Consider the following 22,149-nt stretch of genomic DNA (forward strand, 5'->3'; position numbering starts at 1 on the left):
ACAGCACCATCAAGCAGTGGGAAGGGGGATATTAGAAGGTAGGGCGTGGGCAGGGCGAAAGTGGATCGTACGACGGAATCTCCTCAATTCATCGTCACAATTCTCTAACGTCAAATCTACATGTATCGTGTCATCAACGAATGCAATCTGATCCTCTGGTGTATGGAGTTCCATGGTATATCCTTCGCATCCTACAGTTCAACAATCCCAATTATTCTGATCTCCCTTACGATCCTTTTCAGATCCGTCTTCAGCCTCACCGCCGGTTCTGGTAGAGAAACCAGCTATCTATCCATAAATATCAGGAAATAAAACCTAATACTAGATGAATCCGAAAACCGACGGTAGAGTCGAGGTTGTTGAGGAGGTGAAGTTCCACACCCGGATTAAACATAAATTTATTGATACATATTTGAGCATCTGGACAAATAACGTTGCAAAAAACCACATGACCAGTAAGAAGAGAATTCCATCTCTTGAGATCTATGATTTATACGCGGCATCGGGATGGTGTTACTGCGATGAGCTGACACAGTATGGACTGGAAGGCGAACGATGGGAGGGTTCTGCCCTTTTAGCAGCGAGATGTATTGGGGAATATCCCAAGGGAACAAGGTTATTCCTCAATTCCTACCACCCAGATCCCGATATCCGTCAACAGCAACGAGCGACTCTGGAGGAGAGTTTAAAGCCTTATTATGCCAAGTATCCGAGATTGAGGCGTAATACGACAATCACATCACTCCCTGTTGAGAAAGCGGTCGTACAAGCAGAACGGATGGTAAACAGAAATTTCCCCAGCATCTTCATCCTGGACCCCTATGAACCAAAACAGCTACCTTGGCATGTTATTGAAAGAATTGGGAGGATGCAGGGACAATATCAGCTTGGAGGGGCTCCCCGGAAACCGGAGATGATCATCAACCTGATGACCTCTTACCTCCAAAGATTCTCGGATACGCAACCGGAGTTTGCGACTATTGCGCTCGGCATGAAAGAAGACCTCTGGAGGTCACGATTTGAAGCGTATAAGGAGACCTCCAATGCCAGAGATGCCTTCATTCAACTGTATCGGGATAGGCTGGGGGAATTTTACATAAAACCCCCCGTTGTCGCCCTAGTGAGGGATACCTCGAATAGGGCGGTTGTATATGCTATGCTGCTCTGTACAGATTCCGATGCCGGACACTTCATGATGGCCGTGAAGGGGATTCAAGAGCTCAAGCGATGGAAAGTCGAAGTGTGGGAGCCACAGGCGAGGAAGATGACTGTGCTAAAGAAGGACCAAGGGCAGACATTCCTGAATGTCTAGGTATACGCCTGGAGGTCCTTCTTAATGTAAAACGGCTTTTCGTAATAGTTGAGCCGCTTTATGACGTCTTTCAAAAACTTACTCCAATCGATACGATCCTGCCGCTCATTGTGGTTCAGCTTACCCACCTTGAAGTAGTCAACCACGTCGTGCGTTCTCTCGATCAATTCAAGAGATTGATCCGGGTCCCAGACCGGCTCAAGGGATACATACGTGTAGATGCCCATTCCATGCGCTTTCTGCAAAGATACAATCCGCTCTTCTGTATTGGCTGCAAACGGTTCCATCTCTCGCCGCATTCCTTCATCGGAAAAGACGAGACTTACTCCAAAGGCGCTTAATTCCGGTCGTTCGGCAAGCAGATCAAAATCTCTCTCGGCTCGGCTACCTCCTTTCGTCAGAATGAAGACTTTTAAATTGTATCTATGCAGAATCTGGATTGCTTTCCGTGTCAGCTGGACCTCTACATCAAGAGGCTGATAGGGATCGGTTGTAAAAGATAATAGTATTGGTCGCTTTTCATTATATTGTGCCAAAATTCGGGCATCTCTTTCTAACCGTTCAATGATATTCTTTCGGACGCACGGCTGTGAAAACTCGTCCCAGTCCACGCGTATGGCACGGGGCGCGTAGCAGTACAAACAACGGTGGCCACACCCACGGTAGAGATTCGCTGCGAGCTCGGAGTATTCTTTAGCTCTCCCCCGTGGTTCGTAGATGATGGTCGTCTTCATGGTATCGGGGCTATATGAAGCGGTATTCGCACATCGTAGGTAGATCTGCATTAATAATTATCCCTGTCTGTCAATTAACCTATGGGAACCTCCAATAAAGATGCGGTGCGGACCGTGAAAATTAAATTCATATAATAACGATATTATGGATTAGATTGATCATGCGGGCGTGGCAGACCCGTCTGATAGGACACTACACCACTTGGGCAGGTATATGGGCCGCTACACTACCTAGGATTACCAAGGATAATCTGACAGATCGGGGTTTACGATACTTTTTGCGTAGGAGGTCTAAGGACTCCTAGTCCAACATGATGGACCGGTCTACTTTGGGGATTAATTGGGTGTGCAATCACCCATATCATAGTCCAATATCCTATCCGGGCTCCCACACTACTCCGTAGATCCGGTGTTCCAATACGAGTCGAGGGAGGGGTAGTCCCACATGATTGACCGGTCTACATGCCATCTCACCTGTCATGGTCCAATTGGTTATGACGTCGCCTTACCATGGCGGAGGTCTCGTGTTCGAATCTTGAGGGGTTCGAATATCACACTCCCAAGAACAGCCTTAATTATGTGCAGAATGTCAAAATCGTCATTCTAAAAGGTTGTTAAGTTGCCGTTCATTGAGCGGTCTAGCTGGTTATGACGTCGCCATACCAAGGCGACGTTCGAACTGGACCATGGTACTGCCAGCCAGGTGGTGCGCCCGGTATCGCACCGGGAGGTGGCCGGGCGCGAGCAGATGGATTGACCTGTGGTCAGCAGGCCAAAGGTCGGATCCTCGCCATCTTGGGACGATACAATACCCAGCGAGACACAGAGCGCCTTGGTAGTGTAGCGGCCTATCATGTCGGCCTGACAGGCCGACGACTTGATCGATCTCGATTTCGATTGCTTGTGAAAACTCTGCTTAGCCAAAGCGATGGAAAAACTTACGAGATCCCCTAGCCAGGCAGTGCGCCCGGCTGATGACCGGGAGCACCACCCTGCGAAGAGTATGAGGATCGGGTAGCCGGTATTCGGTATAAACTATCGACATTCATATAGCGTGGGTTTCCCCTTCTCATAGACCCATGCCGATCCGCATCGGACACCGAACCGATTCAGGAAGCATCCCTCATTCCTTCAGGAGTTTGGTCGAGGTCCGCATCAGGAATACCCGACGCGACTCGAAATGCGGCGTCTGATGGCCCTGCGCTCGGCTTCGTGGCGATGAGGTTCCTAATTATGGTTAGTACTAATCACGATTAGTACCGAATCCCCCGGCACGATCCGGAGTTGCTCGATCCTGATCACGGAGGCCGGCATGTCGCGTGAGCGGACAAGGCGTTCACGATCGACTCGGTGAAGGTGCGGGCGAAGAAGCGGTATCCGGCTTATAAAGACTCCGGGATGGAGGAGCCGGGAGAGGTGCCGTCGAGGGTGAGGACTGGAAGAGGTCTTGGGGAGGAACTTGCTATGGCTGGTCATCTTTACTCTTTCGTCCACGCAAGGATCTCACCCCTTTTCTGCCGCTCCAGACGATCCAGATCTTTGCCGGCACCAACAAACCTGACACCGACGATCCGCATCCGACCGCCGGCCGAGATCTCACTTGTAAGGAGATAGGAGATCGGGAAGAACTCGCGCACCTTCGCATCGATCTTGTGACCCGAGCATATCATCTGGACATTATTGCGGTCGAGGATCGACCAGATCTTCTCCCAGAGATAGTATGATCCGGTGGAACCAAATGGATTGTCAACAAAGAGCACTTTCGCGGTGTTCCGGTCATGCCTGCCGACGACAATCGCTCTGATTGTTGATATGAGAACAACCAGAAGGATGATGTGCATCGTGTTCTCCTGCCCTTCAGAAGCCTTGATCTTCTCCCAGAGCTGGAACGGGTAGGTATCGATATCAATCTTGCGTATTTTTACGCGGATCCTGACCATATCCATAACTCTACCCACCAGTTGGCCCGGTGCGAGCGCCTTCTCAAGTTCCCCCCGGCTGAGAGTGCCGTCCTGGATATGAGCAGTAAGGTCCTGAATATAGCGGTGCATCTCACCCCGGGCCACCTCGTCACGATAGATGCAATCTTCAAAGTTGATCTGCAGCATCTCACGGGGATTACCATCGATCTCGATCTTCGAGAGTCTGGGAACCATTATGAGGTAGTCCCGGTAGGTTCTCGCCATCCCCAGGGCCTGATCGACAATCTTCTTCTCGACCTCAAGAAGCCCTTCCACCTGTGCCTTCACCGCCTTTGCCCATCCGGTGACTGTGGCAGCATATTCCTCCAGGCTTTGCTGTATGGAGTTTGCCTCGCCCACACTCTCCGCTATGCGGATCTTTCCCCTGACTGTCTCGATAAAGTAGGGAGGAACGTTAATTTCATCGATGTTCCGGAAGAACTGGTCCTTTGCGGCACTGAAGCGCTCTTTCTGTTTCGTCGTACTCCCGACGGCAGCCGCAAGTTCTTCTTGGAAGTAGCGGTAGCCTCTAAGCTCCGATGCCGGGGCAGCACCTTTCTGGATGAAATGGTGAGTGCTGTCAAGCAGCTCGTAGCCACTGCGTTCTGTGATGAGGCCTTCAAGCACTTTTTCGCCTTCCTGGCGCAGATCATCAAGGTGTGCAAGTTCCGCCTTGAGAGTGAGGATTTCTGCCTCTAACCTCTTTTGATCGGCCTCCAACGGCTCCGGATCGATGAGATCTGGATCCCGGACATATGCTTCTGGGGCATGGGCGTTAAATTTCCTCTCTGCCTCCTCCATCTCCAGGGAGAGAAGGTGGTGTTTTCCACGCACATTCTCATACCGGCCAACGGCTTCTTTGAGAAGGCGCTCTGCCTCCTCATGACTACGGTCAACCTCCTGGATATACTCAGAGGAATAACGCTCCTTTGGGTCTCCTGCTTCGATCTCATCGATAGAGATCCGGTAACTTCTGATATCGTTCCAGTCGTCCTCTATCTGCTTTCTGTCACGGGCATTATCTCTTTCGTAACTCTCGCGGTCCTTCACAACCCTGTCGACCACCTGCCGGGCACTTCGGTATTCACTCCTAAGGCTGTCGATGTCTGCATCCGTTAGGATCGGAACATCCTCGCTTGCGTAAGACCTGTACTCTGAGATCTCCTGCTCTATCTTCCGGAGGCGCTCCTTCATCTGGTTGTTGATCTCCTCAAGTTTCTTGAACTCAGAATCGCACCGGCTGATCGCCGCCTCGATCTGTCGCTGTAGCACCGCTGTCTCTTCGGCGTTCCGGCGCTCCTGCTGCAGGTTTCTGAGAGTCTTCTCCCTCTCCTCTGTGACTTTGACGAGATCGGTGAGCAGAGCGAGCTTCTTCTCGAAGAGGACTATTGTCTTTTCCTGCTCCGCCAGATCAGTTCGGGCGCGAGGGAGGGCGGAGCGATCCTCCTGAATCTGATTTCGCAGTGCTGCAAGCCTTGCCGTACCCTCACTCATCTGTCGAAGGTGCTCCCCAAGATTGGCCGCCCTCTCCTGCTCAAATTCCGGTGGATACCGGTTAATGAAGCAGCTGAGGGCTTCGAAGTCGCGAGTTATCGCTACTAACGCCTCATCAGCTTTCTGCATCTCCTCGTTGATTGCGCGGATCTCTTTCCGGAGGTGCTCGGCTGCACGGTCGCTGGCTAACGCTTCAAGCGACTGCTCGGGCGTCCGGGAGGAGATGTAGACATCTCCGAGTGAGAGCGGTCTTCTCTCACGGAGATGGTCGATGCTGGTGATAACGATTGCAGCATCCTGGACCTGTGCCGGAAGAATCGCTGGGTTGCGGACAACCGCCTCGAAATCCCCTTTGAGGAGGAGAACAGCCTTCGGGAGCCAGGGTGCGTTGGCCAGGCATTCTCTCCGTTCGTCATCGGAGATTCCCTTCAGGTGTTCGGCGCCACTTATCGCGGTCGGGTATTTTTCCTGTAATCTCTCAAGAGCAGCCAGGTACTCGTCGCTCAAGGTGACGCCGTACTTCTCCGCGCTCTCCAGATTCCGGGCAAGGCCCTCATGACGGCTCCTGTAGCCTGCCAGCATCTCACGCAACTGTTCCCTCCTGTCTTTGAGGTATGCAGCACATGCTTCGATATCGTCCCTCTCGTAGATCTCGGCGATCTGTCGTGCAGAATCTTTTTCGGCTGTAAAATGGGCGATCTCCCGCTGAAGGGCTTCAATTGCCCGAGTCAGATCTGCCGTCCCCTTTTCCAGCTCCGGCTCAAGCGCCTGGTTCGTAGAGAGTCGCCGTTCGATCTCACCTCTCTCGCTTGCGAGCCTGATGTAAGTCTCTTTTTCGGCAACAAGCCGCTTTTTTGTGGCCTCGATCTGGTCGGGGAGAGAGAACCAAGGGGAGACTTTCGGGCACTGTTCATGCCTTTGTGCGAGTTCTTTCTCCCTGGCCTCCAGTTCAGCTGCTTGACGCTCAAGTTCGGTGATCCGCCTCCTGATACCCTCTTCCTGCTTTCGGGCACCTCCAAGGTCCCGCTGGAGGCTCATGTTCTTGGCATGGATCTCCTTCGCCCGGCTCTGCCCCGCCTCAAGTGCCTCGCTGACTCGCTCTTTCTCAGCAGCAACCAGGGTATAGAGGGTCTTTACCAGGGGGCGAAGCCGGTCGAACAGTTCCTGGTGCTCCACCTCCATCTTCCGCATGATCTCCTCCCGCTCCCGGATCTCTGCTTCACGCTCCCTGATCGAGAGATATTTGTTCACCGCCCGAGCGAAGTCAGCCCTATGCTTCAGCGTATTGACCGTCTGTTCATGCTCTACCTTCTCCGTTTCCGCTCGTTTGAGCCTCTGCCCGGAGAGGTTCAGGCGTACATTCTGGAGTTTGAGTCGGGTTTTCTCGATCTCATTATGCACACTCTCGCAAGCCGCTCGCTTTCCGAGAATCTGCTCCTGCAGTTGCCGGATCTCTTCCTCTTTCCGGGCGATTGCTGCAACATACGCGACATGCTGCGATGCCGCCCGCTGCTTTGCCTCCTCGTATGCCTGGTACGATCTGAGGAGGTGATCGTTTGCCGTCTGGAGGATGGAGATCTCGTTCAGGAGGTACTCGTACTCGTGCAGGCGTTCCTGCTCCTCCTGCAGTTTCCTGAGATCCTCCTGGGATTGATACAGTGAATCGGCGAGCGCTTTCTCCACGGGTTCTTCGTCTCCACCGTGAAATTTGAGCCGTCGCCTATCCCGGAGGCACCGATCTATCGTCTTGATCAGCAGGTCCTCGACGAATGCCCTTGAATCCCTAAAACTGTGAAAGTGAGTCTTTAAGTAACTCTCCTGCCTGTTGATATATTTGATGAGTTCCCACTCCGACTCGATGAGATAGTAGTCCTTGAGCCGCTCCAGGTACTGCTGCCGGGTCTCGGCTATCCAAATATCATACCCTGCTTTTGCTTTTTCCCGGAGCATCCTTCGGGTTTCTGAATAGTCCTGGGTGAAGAAGTCTGCCCCTTCTTCCCTGCAGAGGGGAATATTATCGATGTCGAGGTCGTTTGGCCCGCCATACAGGTGCAAATAGGAGAAATACTTTATCTCATCGCTCTCACCCTCATCTTCCTGATCGGACTTTCGTTTTGCACAGAATCCCGTCAGGAGATATCTTCTCCCATCTACGACCTCGTCCAGTTCCCATTCGGCCAGGACATGGGTTGTGCGGTTGCGATCGCCTCCGGCGAACATGTATTTAAAGGGTTTATTCGGGTCAAGGGCAGCATTCGGGAGGACGCACTGGAGAATGAGCATCAAAAGGACCGACTTTCCCATGCCGTTGCCCAGTTCATAGGTGCCATTGCGGCCATAGAATGGCATGCGGAAGTCCTGATATAACCCCCTTCCCTCGTTGAACTGAGCGTTTACCACCCGTACTGACCGCAGTTTAGGCATCCTCATCGCCCCCCTTATGGCCAAGCCCATCGATGAAGAGTGTGATGGCGTCCTGCACCTCGCGGTTGCTGTAGACCTCACGGATGATCGCCTTGCAGCGAGGGGTGAGGTAGACAGCGTCGTTGTGCTCTTTTACGAGCTGATTCTTCTCCAGGAATGCGATCGTCTCGTTGATCAGGGTGCTCTTTGAGCGGACGCCCCACTGTTTCTTCTCGTCCGGGTCGTCTTTCTTGAACTCCACCGCCGGGAGGCTGTTCCACAGATCGTAGATGACCTTGAAGTTGAACTGGTATTCCTCGCTTGTCTTCTCAAGATCCTGGATCGCTCCCATGGCCTGAATCTTCTTATCGACGGCCTCAAGGAGGTTTGTCTTCGCCACCTTCTCCAGGTAGGCATCGTACGCGGACTCATGATAGAACTCCGTGATCAGAACGTGTATGATGAAGAAGACTGTGTACATCTCGGGATTGTTGAACCCCCTCCCGAGGCTGCTCCGGATCTCGGCGTTTGAGAGGCCAAAGACCCGGTTCTGTACACCGGGGCTTAGGTACAGGGCATCGTTATATCTGCAGACAAGCAGGCCGTGCTTCTCCGCACAGAACTCCAGCGCCTCCCTCACTTCAGCCTCCTGGTCGTAGCGCAGGAACTCCTTTGGGTGGTCTTTGCGTGTAATCGAGCCTTCCGCCAGTATGCAGTGGAGCATCTCCAAGGCGGTCCCAAGGTTCTCCCGGTCAAACTTCATGCAATCGTTCCCCGACAAACGTAAGATAAGAGAGATACACGTCCTCATCTTCCCCGATCAACACCCGCCTTTCCGGCCGGGAAATCACCCGGATTCGATGGAACTCGCCCCCGTTTCGGGCTGCGGCAGATAGCAAGGCCTCTACCGCAGGCTCATTCTGGCCTCGTGGCACGCTGATGTCAAAGATGGTCTCGTATGCCTCGCCATCCCTAGCGCCTTTATTCAGCTCGATCAGGAAGGGGATCAGATCGATGTGGTCTATCCCCTCGTCTCCCAAGCATGTGCGGATCACACTCAGGTAGGCCGGCAGATCGATTGTTTCACTCTCCGCCAGCGCGTCGACCAGCAACTGCGCATAGATCCTGAAATTTTCATTCTGCCGCCCCTCTACGATCTCCTCTATGGACTTCCTATCGCCCCATTCCTCGCTCGTCTTCACCTCCATTTCCTCCACTTTCCTCCCGACAATTCTTTGCGGCTCAAAGATTGAGCAGAGGCCAAACTTCCGGGAAACGTTCGGGAGTAGGAGAGGATGCATCTCCACGATATGCACCTCATTAGGTAAGTTTGCACGGATGTGGTTCTCTAGTGCTTCCTGGAACTGGTATCTCCGGTCAAAGAGCGATTTCATGCGGACCTGGCAGATCCACTCATACTCAGAGGGAAGGTCAGTATAATCTTTCAAGAGGGTGTTGTGGAGCTTATACCCGTAATCAAGTTCGGTCGCAAGTTCCTGGATGGCAATAAAGTCCTCCTCCTTTCCAAACGATTCGGGGGCGTTGGCGATCTGCTCCTGGTCCTTCGAGAGATCGCGGAGCGTCGCCTGGACCTGGGTGAAGAGTTCCTGTTCCTGCTTGAGCTGAGAGATCACCTCCTGCGTGTAGGTGGTAAAGCCTTCAGCCACATCAGGGTCGCCGTACCTCATCCTGTCAAGCAGCGCCTGTTTCTTTCCTTTCTTGCGGAGTACTTCGAGGTTGAGGTTCCGCACCGTCTCCAGGGCATTTCTAAAAGAGCCGCTCTCGATCTGTTTCTTAAAGAGAATGAGGGAGACCGTGATTCTGGACTCTTCGGGGAGCTCCTTGATGCTGATCATGAACTCGAGGCCTTCATCGGTGATTCGATAGCCGTCTTCTGTCACATCATACTCGATCAAGTGAACGTAGTGGTTGACGGGCCTTCCCCTGACTGGATCCAGGTACTGGAAACAGTAGCGTTCTCCTTCGGTATTTGTTTCAAGGAAGCCGAGCACGGTCCGCGTCACTTCCCGGTAATCGAACTCCCGGTCCGGGTGAAGCTCCTTCATCGTCTCTTCGACGTGCGCCCGGATCTCATCGAACTTGAGAACACGGTTCTGGAGCCTGCCCTTCTCGATGAGCAAGGTCAGCACGTCCAGCGCGAGGTAGGGAGCATCATAGTCCTGTTTTTTCACCGGACGAGATGTATAGGCTTTAAAAAATGGGTAGAAGCATTTGAGATGCTCCATCCGCTCGTTGATCTCCTTAAAGCGCCGAAGTGAGTCTCCCATCTCCAAACCTCGATAGATCGGTGGCGTTGAGGACCTCCTGCGGGAGGTACCGCTCTGCGGTGACGATCTGTCTGATCGCGTCTCCAGTCTCCTCATCAAAGAAGTCGAGGAAGGGGAAGAGGTTGCCGGCTCGCTGCGGCCGCCGCAGGGGACGTGCTCCTGCGAATCCAGCCTTCTGCAGGATGTAAGTGTAGAGGCCGGTAGCCGGCCGAATGTCGTACTCAGGGTAGCGTGCGCGGAGCCGATTATAGATGGAGATCCCCTCCCAGTCGATATCGCCGAAGTAGCGGTAGCGGTCATCTGGCACCCCGCCGACGGTCTCGATGTACTCAAACTTCTTCAGGATTGCCTTTCCTTCCCCGTAGATGACCAGGTGAACGCCGGCGAGCACGCCGTCCGTCACTGCCTGCTGCAACGTCCAGAAGGTGTCCTTGTTCTCGACGATCAGGACGGTTCTCTCCGTCTTCCTCTGCAGGTTCGAAAAGTCCTTCTCGATCCAGAAGAAGGGTTCAAAGACCTGCTTTGCCCGGATGTCCTCGAGGGTAAGGCGCAGTTTCTTGAGGATAAGGGCGCCTTTGACCGAAGCCTCATCCGGCATGGCAATCGCTTTTTCGTCGCCGAAGAGCTCGTACGAGCGCTCGTTGATAGTCAGGACCTCACACTCCTCGCGCCGAAGAATGAGGTCGTTGATCCTCAGGATGTAGTTGCGGTCTCTTAGATACTCGTCGCCATGGGTAACATAGTAGTCAATACTGATCGGCGGGGAGAGCGAGAAGAGTTCGTTCCGGTACTCCGGCGAGAGAGGGGCGCCGGCATCGGCAATCACATCGCGGTGGATGGTATATCTATCGGGGAGACCCCTGTACTGCTGGAGCGGCCGTGCGCCTTTCAGGGGTTCCAGGATGCCGCGTGCGATGAAGGTGTCAACCGTTTCAATGAATTTGTGCTGCCTTGATTGATCAGCGAACAAGTTGATCCCGCGCTCTTTGAGGGTTCTCTCGATCTCGCTGAGTTGGATGCGCTTGTTTTTGTGCTCGAGCACGATGGTTCTGAGCAACCGTTCCATTGTTCTATCCGGGACTATATGTGCTATTTGTCAAATCCATTCATCCTAGCGTCAGATGTGGCCATCAAATCCTTCAAAGGATTCAATTGAAGGGCAAAGCATTGTGTACGTGTCAGATTAATTAATGATGGTTATGCCGACTCTGCATAAAAAGATTCGTAACAGTCCCGACAGATGAATGTGTTCAGATTGGATGTCCATTTGCACCTTCGGCTTGCGAATCAGGATTTTGCAGCTTTCAGGATTGTTAGGTAATCCTCCTCCGGAATCACCCGCATCGCCTGTCGTATGTGTCCGGTCCACATTGTCTTGTTAGTGATAAATTTCAACTTCGGGATGAGCGGCTTGAACTCTACAGGAGGGTCGAAAACTGTTATGGGCTTCAGTTTTATCCGGTACGGGAAGACCTCGTCACCCATCTGCTCAGGTGCAACAAACACTTTCGTTCGTTCCTCGTAAGGCTCTGATACAACCTCAAACGCTCCGGTCACGGCTGATGGAAGCAGATTGTCGCCCACTTTCTGCTGCGATACATAGATGAGGACCGTATCACCGGGTTTCACCCGTTCGATGATGCTTTTATTACGCTGAGGAACACCCCAAATATTCTTTGGTGATTAGGTAACATCGACCCCTAACACTCTTTAGTGTAGCATCAATTCCACGAGTACCTCAAATAAATCTTTGCCTCTGTTGTTGTACCGCCATTCCATCTCCTTGATGTAGTAGAGGAATTTATGACGGGAGATACCGTGATGCTTGATCAACCGTTCCTTGGCAAACGACCAGAAACCCTCGATACCATTGATATAGACCTTTCCCTGTTTGAATTTGTACCAGTGATCGATGTTCAGATGTTTGTAGCCACAGAACATGAGAGAGTCGTATCCCCGCCACCTGTCTGTATAGACAATCGATCCACGCCGGACCCGTTTCACCGTCTCGGTCATGAGACTCTGTGCTGAGACGTCTTGGACGATGCTTACCGAGACCTTTCCACCTCGTTCCAGGATCCCGAAGACGATGGTCTTGTTCCTCGCTCCTCTCCCACGCTTCCCTTTCCTCTTACCTCCGAAGTATGCCTCATCCGCCTCCCCCTCTCCTTTCAGGAGCTCGTCATTTTCTGCCAGATTCTCTACGATCGCGTGTCTTATGATGTCGTATCCTTTCAGAGCAGTCTTGTAGCTGATTCCAGCCTCCTTTTCTGCCTTTAGTGCTGAGATCGAGAGCTCGAAGAGCTTCAGAAGGATGAGCCAGGTGCTGCACGGTATCTTAAGAAGGGAGAATCTTGTTTCAGATAGAGGTTGAGTATCCTTCCTGCATCGTTTACATCTTACCCTCTGTCTGGACATGATGTAGTAATCCGGAGAGTGACAGTAAGGGCAGGAATAGTCCGGAAGTTGCCTGAGAAGGTACTCGAAGCATCGTCTCTCATCGGAGACGATCCTTCCGAGTGTCATCAGATCCACATGGTTCATGTGTATGCCCCTTACATAAGGTTAGGGGCAGATTGTACACAATCACCTGATAATTTATCGAGAAAACCCATAGGGAGGGATTTGATACGGATTCATTTAGGCTTTTTTGATTTTATCGAATTGCCGTTATGATCGCAAACAATCAATATTAATACGCTTTCACGCCATCGGATAATTATATGGAGAATTTTCAGCACATCACCAGTTTTATATGGAGTGTTGCAGACGATGTCCTCCGCGACGATTTTAAACGCTCAAAGTACCCGGACGTGATCCTGCCGTTCACGGTCCTGCGCCGCATCGACTGCGTGCTCGCGCCGACCAAGGAAGGCGTGCTGAAAAAATACAATGAGTTAAAAGACGAGATCCAGAACCTCGACGGTGTTCTGAAACATGAATCGGGCTATGCCTTCTATAACGTTTCAAAGTATGATTTCAAACGACTTCTCGACGATCCGGCAAATATCCATAAGAACCTGATCGACTACATCAACGGTTTCTCCGAGAACATCAGGGATATCCTGGACAGGTTTAAGATCCGAAACTCCATCCAGACACTGCATGAGAAGGGATCGCTCTACCTGCTCATCCAGAAGTTCGCCTCCGATACGGTGGATCTTCACCCAGACCGCGTGAGCAACCACCAGATGGGCTACATCTTCGAGGAACTCATCCGGAAATTCAACGAACAGAACAACGAGAACCCCGGCGAGCACTTCACACCCCGAGAGGTGATTAAACTGATGGCGAACCTCATGCTCAGCGGTGATGGGGATATGCTCGCCCACAATCATATCATCAAGACCGTCTATGATCCCGCTTGCGGAACCGGCGGAATGCTCTCGGTCACGAAGGAGCATATTCTCGCCAATATCAACCCAAACGCAGATATCCGGCTCTTCGGGCAGGAGACGAACGACGAGACGTATGCGGTCTGCAAAAGCGATATGCTGATCAAGGGCGACGACCGCGATGCGGACAATATCAAACCCGACTCCTCGTTCTCAAGGGACGGGCATCCGGGGATGAAGTTCGACTACATGATCTGTAACCCGCCCTATGGGAAGTCCTGGAAGAAAGAGGAGGACTTCATCAAGGCCGAGTACGAACGCGGATCGGCCGGGCGGTTCGAGGCAGGTCTTCCCCGCATCAGCGACGGGCAGCTCCTCTTCCTGCAGCATATGATCTCCAAGCGCAAGGCTCCGAAGGACGGCGGGAGCAGGTTTGCGATCGTCATGAACGGGTCGCCGCTTTTTACCGGCGACGCCGGTTCGGGGGAGAGCGAGATCCGGCGCTGGATCTTGGAGAACGACTGGCTTGAGGCGATCGTGGCACTGCCGGGTCAGCTCTTCTACAACACGGGGATCAACACCTACATCTGGGTGCTCTCGAACCGTAAAGAAGAGAGGCGGAAAGGGAAGGTACAGCTCATCGACGCGACCCGATGCTACGTGAAGATGCGCAAGAGCCTGGGGGACAAGCGACATGAGATCTCGGATTCGCAGATCCAGGAGATTACCCGGCTCTTCAATGCTTTTAAGGAGTCGGAGGTGGTGAAGATCTTCGATACTACCGACTTCGGATATCGGAAGATCACTATCGAGCGCCCGCTCCGTCTCAACTTCTGTATATCGGCGGAGCGGATTGAACGCCTGAAGTCCGAGAGCGCGTTTCAGCAGCTTGCGACGAGCAAGAAGAAGGGCGACGCCGGGGCTGCCGAGATCGCGGAAGGGAGGAGGAAGCAGGAGCTGGTGCTCTCCGTACTTCGTGAGATGGTGGACGACGTAATTTATACCGACCGACAGAGATTCGAGAAGGTTCTGACCGCCGGGTTCAGGAATCGCGGTGTGAAACTCGATACTGCGGTGAAGAAAGCGATCCTCTCGGCGCTCTCAGAGCGCGACGAGACGGCGCCTATCTGCCTCGACGAGAAAGGCATGCCGGAGGCCGACCCCGAACTCCGCGATACCGAGAACGTCCCCTTGAAAGAGTCAGTCTATGATTACTTCCAGCGCGAGGTACTACTCCATGTTCCGGATGCCTGGATCAACGAGTCGGTCAGGGACCCAAAGGATGGCCAGGTGGGGAAGGTTGGCTACGAGATCAACTTCAATCGCTATTTCTACACCTACACGCCGCCCCGGCCGCTTGAGGAGATCGAGGCGGAGATCAAGGAGCTCGAAGCGGAGATCCTGATGATGGTGAAGGAGATGATGGGATGAAGCCCTACGTGCCCGAATCCCTGCCCCCGGCTGGCATCGACTGGGAGGCCCATATCCCGCAGATAGCGTCGGCGAACCGTGCCCTCTCTCGGTACGACGGCATTCTCCAAGCGATCCCGAATCCCCGGCTCCTCCTCTCCCCGCTCCTGACGCAGGAGGCGGTGCTCTCGTCGAGGATCGAGGGGACGCAGGCGTCGCTTGAGGACGTCCTGCGCTTTGAGGCGAACCCGAAGGAACCGATAGGCGATGCGGCCCTCGCCGACATTCAGGAGATCATCAACTACCGGGAGGCGCTTGAAGCCGCGGTGGAGTCCCTCAAGACCCGGCGGCTGGATCTGGCGCTCGTCTGCGACCTGCATCGGATCCTCCTCTCCGGCAGCCGGGGTATGGACCGGGAGCCGGGGTGCATCCGCACGATCCAGAACTTCATCGGGCGGGACGCCCACATCGAACACGCGATCTTCGTCCCGCCGGCGCCGGAGGATGTGCCCCGGGCACTCGCGGACTGGGAGGCCTACCTGCACCGCGAGGAGAAAGACGTCCTCGTCCAGCTCTCGGTCCTGAAGGCGCAGTTCGAGCTCATCCACCCGTTCTGCGACGGCAACGGGCGTATCGGGAGGATGCTCGTGCCCCTCATCCTCTACGAGAAGGGGCTGATCGCAAGCCCGATGTTCTATATCAGCGCCTATCTGGAGCGGAACCGGCCGGTCTACTACGAGCGGCTGCTCGCGCTCTCCCGGGACGGGGACTGGAACGGCTGGATCGCATTCTTCCTCCACGCTATCGAGGAGCAGGCGGGGACAAACGGCCGGAAGGCAAAGGCGATCCTCGACCTCTACGACGAGATGAAGCGAACGGTGCCAGAGGTGACCCGGTCGCAGTACGCGATCGCCGCGATCGATGCGCTCTTTAAGGTGCCGATATTCATCCCGTCCGAGTTTTACGAGCAGACCGGGATACCGAAGAAGACGGCAAACCGGCTTCTCCAGCAACTCCGGGAGCAGGATATTATTACCGCCCTTACGGAGGGCGGGGGACGGCGTGCCACGACCTACGTCTTCTCGCGCCTGATCGCCATCACCGAGGGGGACCGGTTGTGAGTATTCTGGTACCAGCAAACAGATTTGTGTGTATCAAAACCCCGATCCGATATACACAAACCCGATCCCGGGAAGCTGTTGTGGGTCATCTACGATCCACAACAAAATTTGTGGGTCACAAAATGCAACATATGACCCACAAAAATATTTGTGGGACATGGGCGACCCACAACGATCGGACCCGGCAGGCCGCCGGGACCGCGGTCTGCGGCGCGGGGGTGGCGGCATGAGCGCGACAACGGACGAGGCGTTCACCATCGACCCGACGAAGGTGCGGGCGTGGAAGCGGTATCCGGCCTATAAAGACTCCGGGGTAGAGTGGCTCGGGGAGGTGCCGGCGGAGTGGGAGATAAAAAGGCTGAAGCACATTTCAACTGTGAACGATGACACTTTGAGTGAGAACACATCCCCTGATTATCGGTTATTATATGTTGACATCAGCAATGTGGATCCAATCGAGGGGATTCAAAACATAGAAGAGTTGACGTTTGAAAAATCCCCTTCTAGAGCACGCCGAATTGTGCGATCTGGGGATGTCATCGTATCTACAGTCCGTACGTATCTACGGGCGATAACGCCTATCGTCGATCCTCCCGAAAATCTAATTGTATCAACGGGTTTCGCTGTAATTAGGCCAAATTCTAGATTTGATAGCAAGTTTGCGGGCTACGCTTTGAGAGACTCGTATTTTATTGAAAACGTTGTTGCAAGATCGAATGGTGTGAGTTACCCTGCGATTAATGCTAACGAATTAGTTAGTTTAGAGATCCCTTTACCACCGCTCCCTGAACAGCACGCCATCGCCGCCTTCCTCGACCGCGAGACCGCCCGGATCGACGCTCTCATCGCAAAGAAGCAGCGCTTCATCGAACTCCTTGAGGAGAAGCGCCAGGCCGTCATCAGCCATGTCGTGACGAAGGGGCTCGACCCGGATGCGGAGATGAAGGATTCCGGTGTGGAGTGGCTCGGGGAGGTGCCGGATCATTGGCAGTTGTCACGGTTAAAGTTCTTATCAACTTTACAAACAGGTCTTACACTGGGTAAAAGATACGAGGGTCAGTCTCTTGTAACTCGACCGTATCTGCGAGTTGTTAACGTCCAAGAGGGTTACTTTGATCTAAGTATAATTACCGAGGTTAAGATTCCTCCCGAAGATGTAAGAAGATATGAACTCCGTCCCGGCGATGTTCTAATGACAGAAGGCGGTGATTATGATAAACTGGGTCGTGGATATGTATGGGAGGGGCAGATTCCAGACTGTTTACATCAAAACCATATTTTTGTTGTCAGACCTAATCAGTCAAAACTAAAGCCTCACTTTCTTGCCGCCATACTGACATCATCGTATGGTAAAAGTTATTTTACCAGTACTTCACAACAAACAACGAATTTAGCAACAACAAATAGTACAAAACTACGAAACCTCCCTGTTCTTTTACCTCCACTAATAGAACAAGAAATGATTATTGCCTTTATTCAAGATTTGAGCGGCACAATGCAGATGCTGTTCACTAAAGTGAATGCGCAGATCGAAAAACTCCGCGAATACCGCACTGCCCTCATCTCCGCCGCCGTCACCGGCAAGATCGACGTCCGGGGCGAGGGGGGGCCCACATAAAGCAGGATAGGGATCTGGTACGGAAGATCCTCCTTTAGGTCGAGAAAAATCCGGGTGCATATGCACCTCTGTCGAACTTAGCATAGATGGCTGCTCTGAGGACCATATCGCCTATAATGTTGCCCTTCTGGTGGAAGCAGGACTCCTAACCAATTTTTTCAACAATGGAAAAACCTCTCCTATCGCGATGGCAACACACATGACATGGGCAGGCCAAGATTTCCTCGATGCCAGCCGTGATGAAGGGATATGGAAGAAAGCGATGGGCGTGATTGAGGAGCAGGTGAATAGTGCTCCATTTGATGTTATCAAGGCAGTTCTCATGAGATTGATTGAACATCGGGTGTATAAGGCAATCACATAGGCTCAAAGCCAAAATATTTCACTTTTTGGACAATCATCTAGATCAGATTCTTTTCCAGCACGGCGAGCAGGTACTCGTGGAGAATTGAACAGATGATGATCCGGTCCTGCTCCAGGAATTCCGTTTCGGCATGGACTGCTTTGTTCCCCATGATTCGGAGTGTATTGAGATAGGCAAGGGCACGGGGATCGAGAAGTTCGTAAGCCTTCACCATCCCGCACATCTCATCAAGGGTCATCCCCTTGACCTGAATGCCATGCCGGGTGCAAACCATCCTCGTAATCTGCTCGACAATCGTGCGACAGATGCTGACCACCGTTGCAGGCGTGGCTTTGGCCAGATCGCTGATCTGGTTAAGCGCTGCATACTCAGGATGACGGAGCATCAGATACTCAAGGTCTGCAAAGACCTGCGGTGCCGGGCTTCGGGGGAGTACCTGCCGAAGGTTCTCCTGCATCTCGACCGCTCCGGGGCGGGGAAGGCGATAACGGATATACAGGTTCGCACCCTTCCCCTTATGTGGCGCCTTGACGATCTCGTCCCCGATCTCCATCGCCTGGTACATGGCGGAGCAGCAGACTGGCATCCGCTGGTTCGGCCCGGGATAGTCGCCCAGAGCCTTGTGCAGGTCGCCTGCCCGGATCGTGATCTCGGTCATGCCTGACGCTTCCGCCCGGGTCAGACATTCCCGGAGTTCTCTCTGGAAATCATCGATGGTGAGAGGCATACCAGAAAATCCGTCCCGTCGTATTCAACAGTATCGATCCTGTTCTGCTATTCAACCGCTGGCCAAAAGCCCGATCAATACCTTGATGTCGTGACAAGACCCATTTCCCATTATCAGCCATATAACGGCCTCCCGCACCCCCAGGGAGGCCGGATAGGAGCCCGTTATGGTCGTAAGAGTATCCGAAGCGGACTTCGAAGAGACGATCGTAAAGACTCTCACCGGAGAGCTCCCGCCCACTCTCGAGGAGGAGAACCCCTTCGTCAATCCGGCATTCCATTATCAGCAGCGGACGAGCGCAGACTACGACCGCGACCTCTGCCTCATCCCGGACGACCTCTGCGGCTTCATCTACGCTACCCAGGCCGACGAGTGGGAGAAACTCAAACGGCAACGGGGGGCCGGGACCCGCCGGGAGTTCCTCAAGCGTGTCAGGTCCGAGATTGAGAAACGGGGCACCATCGACGTCATCAAGAAAGGCATCCGCGACCTCGGATGCACCTTCCACCTCGCCTTCTTCAAGCCAAACTCCAAATTAAACGAGACGCATCAGAACCTCTACCGCCAGAACGTCTTCTCAGTCATCCGCCAGCTCCGCTTCTCGACCCGGACGGAGCAGTCCCTCGACCTCGCTATCTTCGTAAACGGCATCCCCATCTTCACCGCCGAACTCAAGGACCCGCTCACCGGGCAGACGGTGGAGCACGCAATCCGGCAGTACCGAAGGGATCGCGACCCGAAGGAGCCGCTCTTCTCCTACGGCCGATGCCTCGCGCACTTCGCCGTCGACCCCTACCTCGCGTACATGACCACTCACCTGAAGGGAGGGAAGACCACCTTCCTCCCGTTCAACCGCGGCAACCCCTACGACCCCGAGGACCCGGAGAAGAACCCGAATAACCCAAACGGCTACGATACCGCATATCTTTGGGAAGAGGTCTGGAACGCCGAGAGCGTGCTCGACATACTTGAGCACTTTATCAGGGAAGTCGAGGAGCGGGACGAGAACGGGAAGAAGATCGGGAAAATACTCCTCTTCCCTCGCTACCACCAGCTCGATGCCGTCCGCCGCCTCGTCCTCCACGCCCGATCGCACGGCACCGGAGAGAGTTACCTCATTCAGCATAGCGCAGGGAGCGGCAAGAGCAACACCATCGGGTGGCTCGCCTACTACCTGGCCACCCTCTACGACGACGAAGACCGGCGGCTCTTCGACTCGATCATCGTCATCACCGACCGAAGAGTCCTCGATCAGCAGCTCCAGGAGACCATCCGGCAGTTTGAGCACGTCAAAGGCATCGTCTCCACCATCTCCGGCAGGAAGGCAAAGGGACTCTCCGAAGCCTTGAGCGAGAACAAAGACATTATTGTCGTCACTGTCCAGACCTTCCCGCACGCGATAGACGAGATCGCAAAGCGCCCCGGGAACCGGTTCGCGGTCATCATCGACGAAGCGCACTCGTCCCAGAGCGGCCGCAGCGCACGCAGCGTTCGGGAAGTCCTCTCCCCAAAGACCCTCGAAGAAGCCGAGTATCACGAAGAGCCGGAGTTAGACAGCGAAGACCTGGTGAACAGCCAGATCGAAGAATACCTCAGGAGAACACAGCGCCCGAAAAACGTATCGTTCTTTGCCTTCACCGCCACCCCAAAACAGAAGACGCTCGAACTCTTCGGGCGCAGAAACCGCACAGGCGCGTTCGAAGCGTTCCACCTCTACACCATGCACCAGGCGATTGCGGAAGGGTTCATCCTCGATGTCCTCGAAAACTACACCACCTTCAAAGTCTACTTCAACCTGCTCAAGAAGATCGAAGACGACCCGATGTACCCGAAGAGAAAGGCGACCGCCCTCATCCGGTCCTACGTGGACCTTCATGAACACGCGATCAACAAGAAGTGCGAGATCATTCTCGACCACTTCAAAAACGAGGTGATGCACCGGATCGGCGGGCGGGCCAAAGCCATGATCGTCACCCGCTCCCGGCTCCACGCCGTCCGCTACAAGCGGACCATCGACCGGCTCATCCGCGAGAGCCACCTCCCGTTCAAGGCTCTCGTCGCCTTCTCCGGGGAGGTGCTCGACCCCGAACTCCAGGAGAGATTCACCGAAGGCAGTATGAATGGATTTGCCGACCGGCAGACGGCAGAAGAGTTCAAAAAAACGGAGAACCGTCTCCTTATTGTCGCAAACAAGTTCCAGACAGGGTTTGACCAGCCGCTGCTTCACACGATGTACGTGGACAAGAAACTCTCCGGCGTCGCTGCCGTCCAGACGCTCTCGCGCCTGAACCGGATCCATCCGCAGAAGAGCGATACTATGGTGATCGACTTCGCAAACGATGCCCAGGAGATCGAGAAGTCATTTGCACCTTACTACAAAAAGACCCTCCTCGATGAGCCGACCGACCCGAATAAACTCTACGATCTCCAGTATCGGCTCGATCAGGCTGCCATATACACCTCAGACGATGTGAAAGCATTCGGCGATGAGTACTTCTCACCGAAGGGCAGGCAGGAGATGCTTCACACCATTATCCGCCCGGTCGTGGAGAACTACACGTACCTTGAGAAAGAGGACAGAGAAACGTTCAAAAAGACACTTCGGCAGTTCGTCAATCTCTATGCTTTCCTCTCGCAGATCATCACCTTCCAGGACGTAACCCTCGAGAAGTACTATCAGTTCGCCCGCTACCTGCAGAAGGCTCTTCCAAAGGAGGACGAGCGACTCCCGATCGATGTGCTCGACAATATCGATATGGACTCGTATCGGATTCAGGAGACCAGCAGCGGGAAGATCATGATCGACGCGGACGGAACGCTGAAACAGCCCGATGAAGGCATCCTGCATCCGTTGCCGGAAGAAAAAGTGCCTCTCTCGGAGATCATCCAGTACGTCAATGAAAACTACGGCACGGATTTCACCGACGAGGATAAACTCGCCTACTTCGCCGACGACATGGAGAAGCGTCTGATAGGCAATACCACGCTACGGCGGACCTTCAACCCGGAGATTAACTCTAAAGAGAACATCCGTCTCGCCTTCAACAACTTCTTCGAGGATACGCTCATCGAGATGCTCTCCACGAATAAGGAGATCTTCAAAAAGATCAATGATGATGAAACCTTCGCCACCCTCTTCAAGAATTACATGTTCCATCGCATCTACGCGCAAATCGTGCCGGGAACCGGATAAACCTCTCGACTACCAAGGATTTTAAATCTATTTGATAAATAGTGACATATGACCCACTGGATCGCCTCCTCCAACCGGGACAACTGGAAGATCCTCGATGCGAAGCAGATCTGGGGAGTTCCAAAGCGGAACAAAAACCTCATGCACCGGGTAAAGCCCGGCGATACCATCCTTGTCTACGTCCGGCAG

General features: G+C 53.6%; 14 protein-coding genes. 7 read left to right on the top strand and 7 right to left on the bottom strand.

Translation table 11 applies throughout. From position 1 onward, the window contains the following. Nucleotides 1–325 precede the first annotated feature (325 nt). Nucleotides 326–1,312, top strand: coding sequence for a three-Cys-motif partner protein TcmP (gene tcmP, locus QMC91_RS08670; RefSeq protein ID WP_300237743.1), 987 nt, complete (start codon nucleotides 326–328; stop codon nucleotides 1,310–1,312). Here tcmP and QMC91_RS08675 read toward each other — a convergent pair. The 6 genes from QMC91_RS08675 to QMC91_RS08700 all read right to left on the bottom strand — a co-directional run bounded on the left by QMC91_RS08675 (nucleotide 1,309) and on the right by QMC91_RS08700 (nucleotide 12,718). Further along, on the bottom strand, nucleotides 1,309–2,046 hold the full coding sequence (locus tag QMC91_RS08675) for a radical SAM protein (protein ID WP_300237745.1): 738 nt from the start codon (nucleotides 2,044–2,046) through the stop codon (nucleotides 1,309–1,311). The genes tcmP and QMC91_RS08675 overlap by 4 nt on opposite strands. A gap of 1,478 nt (nucleotides 2,047–3,524) precedes the next feature. Further along, nucleotides 3,525–7,931, bottom strand: a complete 4,407-nt coding sequence (locus QMC91_RS08680; RefSeq protein WP_300237747.1) for a hypothetical protein — start codon at nucleotides 7,929–7,931, stop codon at nucleotides 3,525–3,527. After that, nucleotides 7,918–8,667: a DUF6063 family protein gene (locus QMC91_RS08685; protein ID WP_300237749.1), complete on the bottom strand. Its 750-nt coding sequence runs from the start codon at nucleotides 8,665–8,667 to the stop codon at nucleotides 7,918–7,920. Before QMC91_RS08685 ends, QMC91_RS08680 begins: the two co-directional genes overlap by 14 nt. Before the next feature lie 1,499 nt (nucleotides 8,668–10,166). Beyond that, a complete protein-coding gene (locus tag QMC91_RS08690) occupies nucleotides 10,167–11,258 on the bottom strand; it encodes a Wadjet anti-phage system protein JetD domain-containing protein (protein ID WP_300237751.1) in 1,092 nt (363 codons plus the stop codon). Nucleotides 11,259–11,479: 221 nt separating this feature from the next. Beyond that, on the bottom strand, nucleotides 11,480–11,863 hold the full coding sequence (locus QMC91_RS08695; protein WP_300237763.1) for an EVE domain-containing protein: 384 nt from the start codon (nucleotides 11,861–11,863) through the stop codon (nucleotides 11,480–11,482). A gap of 39 nt (nucleotides 11,864–11,902) precedes the next feature. Next, entirely contained in the window at nucleotides 11,903–12,718 is an 816-nt protein-coding gene (locus QMC91_RS08700) for an IS1595 family transposase (RefSeq protein WP_300237753.1), read from the bottom strand. A 197-nt stretch (nucleotides 12,719–12,915) separates the two neighbouring features. Here QMC91_RS08700 and QMC91_RS08705 point away from each other — a divergent pair, with 197 nt between their 5' ends. From QMC91_RS08705 to QMC91_RS08720, 4 genes are all read left to right on the top strand, one after another. After that, nucleotides 12,916–14,958 (top strand): class I SAM-dependent DNA methyltransferase, encoded by a 2,043-nt coding sequence (locus QMC91_RS08705; RefSeq protein ID WP_300237754.1) that lies wholly within the window; start codon nucleotides 12,916–12,918, stop codon nucleotides 14,956–14,958. After that, nucleotides 14,955–16,058, top strand: coding sequence for a Fic/DOC family N-terminal domain-containing protein (locus QMC91_RS08710; RefSeq protein ID WP_300237756.1), 1,104 nt, complete (start codon nucleotides 14,955–14,957; stop codon nucleotides 16,056–16,058). Before QMC91_RS08705 ends, QMC91_RS08710 begins: the two co-directional genes overlap by 4 nt. 226 nt (nucleotides 16,059–16,284) lie before the next feature. Further along, entirely contained in the window at nucleotides 16,285–17,676 is a 1,392-nt protein-coding gene (locus tag QMC91_RS08715; RefSeq protein WP_300237758.1) for a restriction endonuclease subunit S, read from the top strand. A gap of 82 nt (nucleotides 17,677–17,758) precedes the next feature. Beyond that, a complete protein-coding gene (locus tag QMC91_RS08720; RefSeq protein WP_300237765.1) occupies nucleotides 17,759–18,040 on the top strand; it encodes a DUF2513 domain-containing protein in 282 nt (93 codons plus the stop codon). A 37-nt stretch (nucleotides 18,041–18,077) separates the two neighbouring features. On the opposite strand, the gene QMC91_RS08725 is transcribed toward QMC91_RS08720, so the two are convergent. Beyond that, nucleotides 18,078–18,767 carry a hypothetical protein gene (locus QMC91_RS08725; protein WP_300237759.1) on the bottom strand — a complete coding sequence of 230 codons (690 nt, stop codon included), beginning with the start codon at nucleotides 18,765–18,767 and terminating at the stop codon, nucleotides 18,078–18,080. A gap of 166 nt (nucleotides 18,768–18,933) precedes the next feature. Here QMC91_RS08725 and QMC91_RS08730 point away from each other — a divergent pair, with 166 nt between their 5' ends. Both QMC91_RS08730 and QMC91_RS08735 read left to right on the top strand, forming a co-directional pair. After that, nucleotides 18,934–21,960, top strand: coding sequence for a DEAD/DEAH box helicase family protein (locus tag QMC91_RS08730; protein ID WP_300237761.1), 3,027 nt, complete (start codon nucleotides 18,934–18,936; stop codon nucleotides 21,958–21,960). A gap of 48 nt (nucleotides 21,961–22,008) precedes the next feature. Continuing rightward, nucleotides 22,009–22,149, top strand: a 141-nt coding sequence (locus tag QMC91_RS08735; protein ID WP_300237767.1) for an EVE domain-containing protein, incomplete at its 3' end; no start/stop codon positions are given.

Source organism: Methanoculleus sp. (assembly GCF_030019085.1).
Taxonomy (GTDB): Archaea; Halobacteriota; Methanomicrobia; order Methanomicrobiales; family Methanoculleaceae; genus Methanoculleus.

Excerpts from the sequence above, each read along its gene's own strand:
- QMC91_RS08710 (WP_300237756.1), top strand. The coding sequence starts at position 14,955 with ATGAAGCCCTACGTGCCCGAATCCCTGCCCCCGGCTGGCATCGACTGG.
- tcmP (WP_300237743.1), top strand. The coding sequence starts at position 326 with ATGAATCCGAAAACCGACGGTAGAGTCGAGGTTGTTGAGGAGGTGAAG.
- QMC91_RS08725 (WP_300237759.1), bottom strand. The coding sequence starts at position 18,767 with ATGCCTCTCACCATCGATGATTTCCAGAGAGAACTCCGGGAATGTCTG.
- QMC91_RS08730 (WP_300237761.1), top strand. The coding sequence starts at position 18,934 with ATGGTCGTAAGAGTATCCGAAGCGGACTTCGAAGAGACGATCGTAAAG.
- QMC91_RS08685 (WP_300237749.1), bottom strand. The coding sequence starts at position 8,667 with ATGAAGTTTGACCGGGAGAACCTTGGGACCGCCTTGGAGATGCTCCAC.
- QMC91_RS08675 (WP_300237745.1), bottom strand. The coding sequence starts at position 2,046 with ATGAAGACGACCATCATCTACGAACCACGGGGGAGAGCTAAAGAATAC.
- QMC91_RS08690 (WP_300237751.1), bottom strand. The coding sequence starts at position 11,258 with ATGGAACGGTTGCTCAGAACCATCGTGCTCGAGCACAAAAACAAGCGC.
- QMC91_RS08700 (WP_300237753.1), bottom strand. The coding sequence starts at position 12,718 with ATGACACTCGGAAGGATCGTCTCCGATGAGAGACGATGCTTCGAGTAC.
- QMC91_RS08680 (WP_300237747.1), bottom strand. The coding sequence starts at position 7,931 with ATGAGGATGCCTAAACTGCGGTCAGTACGGGTGGTAAACGCTCAGTTC.
- QMC91_RS08705 (WP_300237754.1), top strand. The coding sequence starts at position 12,916 with ATGGAGAATTTTCAGCACATCACCAGTTTTATATGGAGTGTTGCAGAC.
- QMC91_RS08715 (WP_300237758.1), top strand. The coding sequence starts at position 16,285 with ATGAGCGCGACAACGGACGAGGCGTTCACCATCGACCCGACGAAGGTG.